6 protein-coding genes are annotated in these 6,270 nt (G+C 74.6%); 5 read left to right on the top strand and 1 reads right to left on the bottom strand.

Annotated elements, in window-relative coordinates; all coding sequences use genetic code 11:
- The 3 genes from QR78_RS04270 to QR78_RS04260 form a co-directional block, all read left to right on the top strand.
- Window positions 1-1,204, top strand: a 1,204-nt coding sequence (locus QR78_RS04270; protein WP_048426253.1) for an electron transfer flavoprotein subunit alpha/FixB family protein, incomplete at its 5' end; no start/stop codon positions are given.
- Window positions 1,201-2,001 carry an adenine nucleotide alpha hydrolase family protein gene (locus QR78_RS04265; RefSeq protein ID WP_048426252.1) on the top strand — a complete coding sequence of 267 codons (801 nt, stop codon included), beginning with the start codon at window positions 1,201-1,203 and terminating at the stop codon, window positions 1,999-2,001. The genes QR78_RS04270 and QR78_RS04265, both read left to right, overlap by 4 nt.
- An 8-nt stretch (window positions 2,002-2,009) precedes the next feature.
- Entirely contained in the window at window positions 2,010-2,531 is a 522-nt protein-coding gene (locus tag QR78_RS04260) for a prolyl-tRNA synthetase associated domain-containing protein (RefSeq protein ID WP_048426251.1), read from the top strand.
- 106 nt (window positions 2,532-2,637) lie between these two features.
- On the opposite strand, the gene QR78_RS04255 is transcribed toward QR78_RS04260, so the two are convergent.
- On the bottom strand, window positions 2,638-4,089 hold the full coding sequence (locus tag QR78_RS04255; protein WP_048426250.1) for an NAD(P)-binding domain-containing protein: 1,452 nt from the start codon (window positions 4,087-4,089) through the stop codon (window positions 2,638-2,640).
- 25 nt (window positions 4,090-4,114) lie between these two features.
- On the opposite strand from QR78_RS04255, the gene QR78_RS04250 reads away from it, so the two are divergent.
- Together QR78_RS04250 and QR78_RS04245 are read left to right on the top strand one after the other, a co-directional pair.
- Window positions 4,115-4,744 carry a 2-hydroxychromene-2-carboxylate isomerase gene (locus QR78_RS04250; protein ID WP_048426264.1) on the top strand — a complete coding sequence of 210 codons (630 nt, stop codon included), beginning with the start codon at window positions 4,115-4,117 and terminating at the stop codon, window positions 4,742-4,744.
- Window positions 4,745-4,846: 102 nt separating this feature from the next.
- On the top strand, window positions 4,847-6,262 hold the full coding sequence (locus tag QR78_RS04245; RefSeq protein WP_048426249.1) for a M20 family metallopeptidase: 1,416 nt from the start codon (window positions 4,847-4,849) through the stop codon (window positions 6,260-6,262).
- The last annotated feature ends 8 nt before the right edge of the window (window positions 6,263-6,270 follow it).

The raw sequence follows: 6,270 nt of genomic DNA, 5'->3' as shown, positions 1-6,270 counted from the left end.
GGCCCGCCCCCGCCTCGACCGGACCAGCCGCCGGGACGGCGGGGGCCGGCCGCGACGCGATCCCCGGCGCGAGCGCGACGGCCAGCGGGTTCCGGGAACGCTCCGCCCGCGCTACGACCTGAGCCAGGTCGCGCTCAGCCGGGTCGCACGCATCGAGGCGGGGCCGGTCCACGAGGCGCTGCCGCGGGCGGTGCAGGCCCCGGTCCCCAAGGTCGTCGTCCTCGACGCGCCGGCCTTCCTCGTCCTCGTCGTGCCCGACGCGGCGGGCGGCCGCCTCTCGACCCACGACCGTCAGGTCCTCGGGGCCGCCCGCCTGCTCGCCGGCCGCGAGGGCGGCGTGGCGCTCCTGGCGCTCGGCCCCTGCGAGGGCAGCGGCCCGGCCGGTGCCGACCGCCTGGTCCGGCTCGACGACCCGGACGGCCACGATCCCGAGAGCTACGATCCCGCCGGCCGCGCGGCCCGGGTCGCGGCGGCGATCGGGGAGCTCCGGCCCCGTCACGTCCTCTTTCCCGAATCCCCCGACGGCGGCGACCTCGCCCGGCGCGTCGCGGTGCGGCTGCGCCAGCCGCTCTTCTCCGACGTCGAGGCCGTCGCCGCCGCCTCGCTCGCCCGTCCGGCGCGGGGGCGCCGCGTCGAGCAGCGCGCGGCGCCGGGGCTCCTCGCCACGCTGTCGTCCGATGCGGTCGCCGACTATGCCGGACCGCCCCGCGAGGCGCGGGAGATCGCCGGTCCGGCCGAGGCGCCGGTCGGGAAGGACTCTTCGAAGGGCACGGCGATCCTGTCGGCGACGACGATTCCCGCCGATCCCGCCACGGTGCCCCTCGGCCTCGCGAGCTTCGTCACCGCAGCCGGCAGCGGCGTCACCGACCTCGCGACCTTCCGGCAGGTCGTCGCCGCCCTGCACGCGACGCCGGGCGCCAGCCGTGTCCTCTGCGACGCCGGCCTGATGCCCCGGGCGAGCCAGGTCGGCGCCTCGGGCACCGTGCTCGCCGCGACCTGCTACGTTGCACTGGGCATCTCGGGCGCGCCCCAGCATCTGCAGGGCGTGGCGGGCTGCGAGCACGTCGTCGCGGTCAACACCGACCTGCACGCGGCGATGATCGAGCGCGCCGGCCTCGCCATCGTGCAGGACGCGCAGGCCGTCATGCCGGCCCTGCTGCGGCTCCTCGCGCAGGAGGCCGGCCGGCCGGGAGAGGCCCCATGAGGATCGCGGTTCTTCTCTCGGCCGGTCGCCATCCGGTCTCGGGCGCCCCCGTCCTGCCCCGGCTGGAGGCGCAAGCCATCCGCCTCGCCGTCGGGCTCGGCGCGGCGGGCGAGGTCTTTGGCCTCCATGCCGGCCCGGATGCCGCCGCGGTGGCCGACGGGCTGGGCCAGGGGCTGACCCGGATCGAGCACCTGCCCGTTCCCGCCGAGGCCGATCCGGTGCCGGCCCTGGCCGCCCGCCTGGCGGTGCTCCAGCCGGACCTGATCCTCGCCGGGCGGCGCGGGCAGGGCGGGCCCGAGACCGGGCTGATCCCCTACGCCCTCGCCGAGGCCCTCGATCGTCCCCTGATCCCCGATGTCGTCGGCCTCGCCCCCGAGGCGACGGGAGGGTTGAGCCTCGACCAGAGCCTCGGTCGCGGCGCCCGGCGGCGGGTGGTGATCGCCGGTCCGGTCCTGGCGACCGTCCATCCCGACGCGCCGGCCCCCCTCGCCTACGCGTATGGCCGGGCGCGGCGCGGCGCGCTCGAACCCGTCGCGCCCGTCGCGGTCGCGGATCCGGCTCCGATCGATGCCGTCGAGGAGCGGCCCTATCGCCGCCGGCCGAAGCTGGTGAAGGGCGCACCCGCCGGCGGCTCGGCGGCCGAGCGCCTGAAGGCGGCGACCGGGGAGAGCGGTGCGTCGTCCGGCGGGCGCCTGCTCGTCGCGCCCGATCCCGACGAGGCCGCGCGCGAGATCCTGGCCTATCTGCGTCAGGTCGGCGTGCTCGCCGCACCCCGTGCCACCGACGATTCACGATGAGACCGACCATGCCCCTGACCTCGGACGACCTCCTGGCGCGGCTGCGCGAACGCGGCACCCCCTACACCCTCCACGAGCATCCTCCGGTCCTGACCGTCGAGGCGATGATGGCGGCCTGCGGCGACATCGCGGGGGCGCACACCAAGAACCTCTTCCTGCGCGACGGGAAGAAGACCTACTTCCTGGTCACGCTGCGCCACGACGCGCAGGTCGACCTCAAGGGCTTCCGCTCCGTCCTCGGCGCCCGCGGCGGCCTGTCCTTCGCCAGCCCGGACGCCCTGCGCGAGCAGCTCGGCGTCGAGAGCGGCGCCGTTTCGCCGCTGGCCGCCCTCAACGCCGCGCCCGGCGCCGTGAAGGTGTTCATCGAGGACGCGTTGCTCGCCGAGGAGCGGATCAACGTCCACCCGCTTGTGAGCGACCGCACCGTAACACTGACCCCGGCCGACCTGCTGGCCGCCCTGCGGGCCGAGGGTCACGCGCCGGAGCCGTTCGGGCTGCCCGGCGGGACGGGGGACGAGGCGGCGGCCTGACGGCGCGCGACGATTCCGTGTGCGATCCGGCTGGCCGGGTCGCACAGGACACGTGTCGACGGATCCCGGCGGGAGGCCTGTCCGCGCGACGAGCCCGCGGAGTGCCTCACCGCGCCTCCCGCGCCACGAAGAACGGTGTCGGCTCCAGCTCGGCGTCCTCGTGCGCCGTCATGCGGGGGAAATGGTCGTCGGCCTGCGCCACGAAGAGGTCGCGCACCAAGGCCTGGGCGAGGCGCGTCGCCCCGATGCCGAGGCCCGGGATGTCGCCGGCGAGCGCGCCGTGGCTGAGGCTGACGCCCCAGTTGAAGACGTGCAGCAGGCCGAGTTCCGGCAACCGGCCGGGCGCCCGCTCCAGCATCTGCATCCCGTCGCCGAGATAGGGGAAGCGGGCGGCCTCCGGATGCGCCTCCGCCTCGGCGGCCGACACGCGCTCGCCCCAGGTCAGCACCGCGTCCCGGAAGCGGTCGAGCTCCGGGCGCCGCGTCAGGTCGATGTCGAAGCCCACCGCCACCACGGCGGCCTCGACCGGGTAGCGGCCCTTGCGGGTCTCGACCACGAGGCCGTCCGGCGCCTCCTCGATCCCGGTCCAGCCCTCGCCGAACCGGACCGAGAAGTTCGGATGGCGGGTGCAGCGCAGGACCGATTCGTGCGGCGGCGGCGTGCCCTCGCCCATCATGTACCGGGTGAACGCCCAGCGCCGTTCGTCGTCTAGGGCGGCGTAGCCGCGCAGGAAGCCCGGGAAGGCGGCCCATTTCGACTTGTTGACCTGCGGGAAATGCGAGCGGCGCACGAACAGCGTCACCTCGGCGGCCCCGGCTTCCAGCGCCGTCGCGGCATTGTCGATCGCCGAGGCGGAGGCGCCCAGCACCGCGACTCGGCCGCCGCGGAAGCGGGAGAAGTCGATCGGGTCGGAGGAGTGGAAGAGGCGGCCCGCGCCGCCGGTGGCGAAGGGCGGCATCCGCCGGCCGCCGGATCCGTCGCGGCCGCCGGCGAGCACGACCTTGCGGGCATACAGGGTCTCGGGCCCGGCCGGTCCCTCGATCCGCGCCCCGATCAGCCCGTCCGCCGGCCAGAGCTGCAGGAGGCGGGTGTCGTTCTCCACCGGGATGCCGACGGTGTCGCGCACGAACAGGAGGTAGCGCAGCCAGTCGAGGCGCGGGATCTTGTAGAGGGCGGCCCAGCCCTCCTCGCCGGCCTGCGCCTCCCACCAGGCCCGGAAGGTCAGGGAGGGGATGCCGAGATCCGGGCCCGTCAGGTGCTTGGGGGAGCGCAGGGTCTCCATCCGGGCAAAGGTGCCCCACGGCCCCTCCGCGCCCCGGGGCGCCTGGTCGATCACCCGGAGGTTCGACACGCCCTCGCGCAGGAGGGCGAAGGCAGCGGTCTGGCCGCACATCCCGGCGCCCACCACCAGCACGTCGAGGGCGGGGCGCCCGTCCGGGCCGTCCACCGGCAGGGTCCAGCGCGCGGGCGGGTGGTTCAGGCGGGCGAGGTCGCGCCGCACCTCCGCGGCGAGGCGTGTCAATCCCTTCACGGCCGCGCTGTCCTGGTCGATATCCATGCCCGTGCCAATCCTGGAGGTCCCGATGCCCGATCTGTCCTGCTTCTACAGCCTGTCCTCGCCCTGGGCCTATCTCGGCGGGCCGCGGCTCCAGGACATCGTGCGCCGTCACCGCGCCCGGCTGGTGCTCAAGCCCTTCGACTTCCAGGAGGTGGTGCCGAAGACCGGCGGCGTGCCGATCCGGACCCGGCCGCAGCCGCGACGCGATTATCATGCCGTCGAGCTCGCCCGCTGGCGCGACTATCTCGGCCTGCCGTTGAACGTGACGCCCCGGCACTACCCGATGGAGAACCCGGCGCCGAACTGGAACAAGCATGCCGGCTGGACCGTCATCGCCGCGCAGGCCGCCGGCCTCGACGCCTTCCCGCTCTCGCACGCCATCCTGCGGGCGCTCTGGGCCGAGGAGCGCGACATCGCCGATCCGGCGGTGCGCCGGGCCATCGCCGACGAGGCCGGCTACGACGGCGCCGTCCTGGTGGCGGCGGAGGGCGACGAGGCCGTGCAGGCCATCTATCGCCGCAACGGCGAGGAGGCGGAGGCGCTCGGCGTGTTCGGCTCGCCGACCCTCGTGCTCGACGGCGAATTGTTCTGGGGCCAGGACCGGCTCGGCTTCCTCGACCGGGCGCTGGCGCGGCGCGCGGCGGCCATGAGCTAACGGCGCGCATTCCAGGGCCGAGCCGGGCGCATGGCGCCCGGCCCCCATCGTGCGACAAGGGGCGGGGCAACCCTGCACAACAACCCCGGGGCACGAGGAAACATGCACAACAGCGAGGCGATCTGGCGGCACGTCGAGGAGCATGCGGCGGCGTTCGTGGCTCTCTCCGACCGGGTCTGGGCGATGCCGGAGCTCAACTTCCAGGAAGTGCGCTCCGCGGCCGAGCACACCGCGATGCTGCGCGCCCAGGGCTTCCGGGTGACCGAGGGCATCGACGGCATCCCGACCGCCATGATGGGCGAGGCCGGGGAGGGCGGTCCCGTCATCGCGATCCTGGGCGAGTACGACGCCCTGCCGGGCCTGAGCCAGGAGGCGGGAATCGCCGAGCACCGGCCACGGCCCGGGGAGGGCGCCGGCCATGGCTGCGGCCACAACCTGCTCGGCGCCGGGGCGCTGCTGGCCGCCACCGCCGTCAAGGACTGGCTCGCCAGGGAAGGCCTGCCCGGTCGCGTGCGCTATTACGGCTGCCCGGCGGAGGAGGGCGGCGCCGCCAAGACCTTCATGGTGCGCGACGGGGTGTTTTCCGACGTCGACGTGGCGATCACCTGGCATCCGGGCCCGTTCGTGGCGATCTGGGAGCCGGTCTCCCTGGCGATCCAGCTCATCGACTTCGCCTTCGTCGGCAAGGCCTCGCACGCGGCCGCCGCCCCGCATCTCGGACGCTCGGCCCTCGATGCGGTCGAATTGATGAATGTCGGCGTGAACTACCTGCGCGAGCACATGCCGAGCGACGCGCGGGTGCATTATGCCTACCTCGATGCCGGCGGCATCGCCCCCAACGTCGTCCAGGCGAGCGCCACCGTGCGCTATCTCGTGCGCGCCGCCGACCTGCCGAGCCTCCTCGACCTCGCGGCCCGGGTGGAGAAGATCGCGCAGGGCGCCGCCCTGATGACCGAGACCACGGCGACGAGCCGGGTGGTGAGCGCCATGTCGAACCTCCTGGCGAACCCGCCCCTGGAGGAGGCCATGCACGCCAACCTGATGCGCCTCGGGCCGCCGCCTTTCGACGCCGAGGACCGCGCCTTCGCGGACAAGATCCGGGCGACGCTGACCGCCGAGGACATCGTCTCGGCCCATCGCCGCTTCGGCATGCCGGTCACCGATGCGCCGCTCTGCGACGCGATCGTGCCGCTGCGGGCGGTCGGCGAACGGATGATGGGCTCGACCGATGTCGGCGACGTGAGCTGGGCGGTGCCGACCGTGCAGGCGCGGGGCGCGACCTACGCTATCGGCACGCCGGGCCATTCCTGGCAGATGACCGCCCAGGGCATGAACGCGGCGGCGCACAAGGGCATGATCCACGTCGCCAAGGCGATGGCCGGCACGGCGGTGGACGTCCTGCGCGATCCCGACCTGCTCGCCCGCGCCAAGGCCGACCATGCCGAGCGCCTGGCCCGCACGCCCTATCGCTGCCCGCTGCCGGACGGCCTCGCGCCGCCCCTCGACATGGTCGGGTGAGGTCTCGT

Origin of the sequence: Methylobacterium indicum, assembly GCF_001043895.1 — a bacterium.
In the GTDB taxonomy this organism is placed as follows: domain Bacteria; phylum Pseudomonadota; class Alphaproteobacteria; order Rhizobiales; family Beijerinckiaceae; genus Methylobacterium; species Methylobacterium indicum.
The sequence above is the reverse complement of the archived record's forward strand: the minus strand, read 5'-3'. Positions and strand labels throughout refer to the sequence as shown.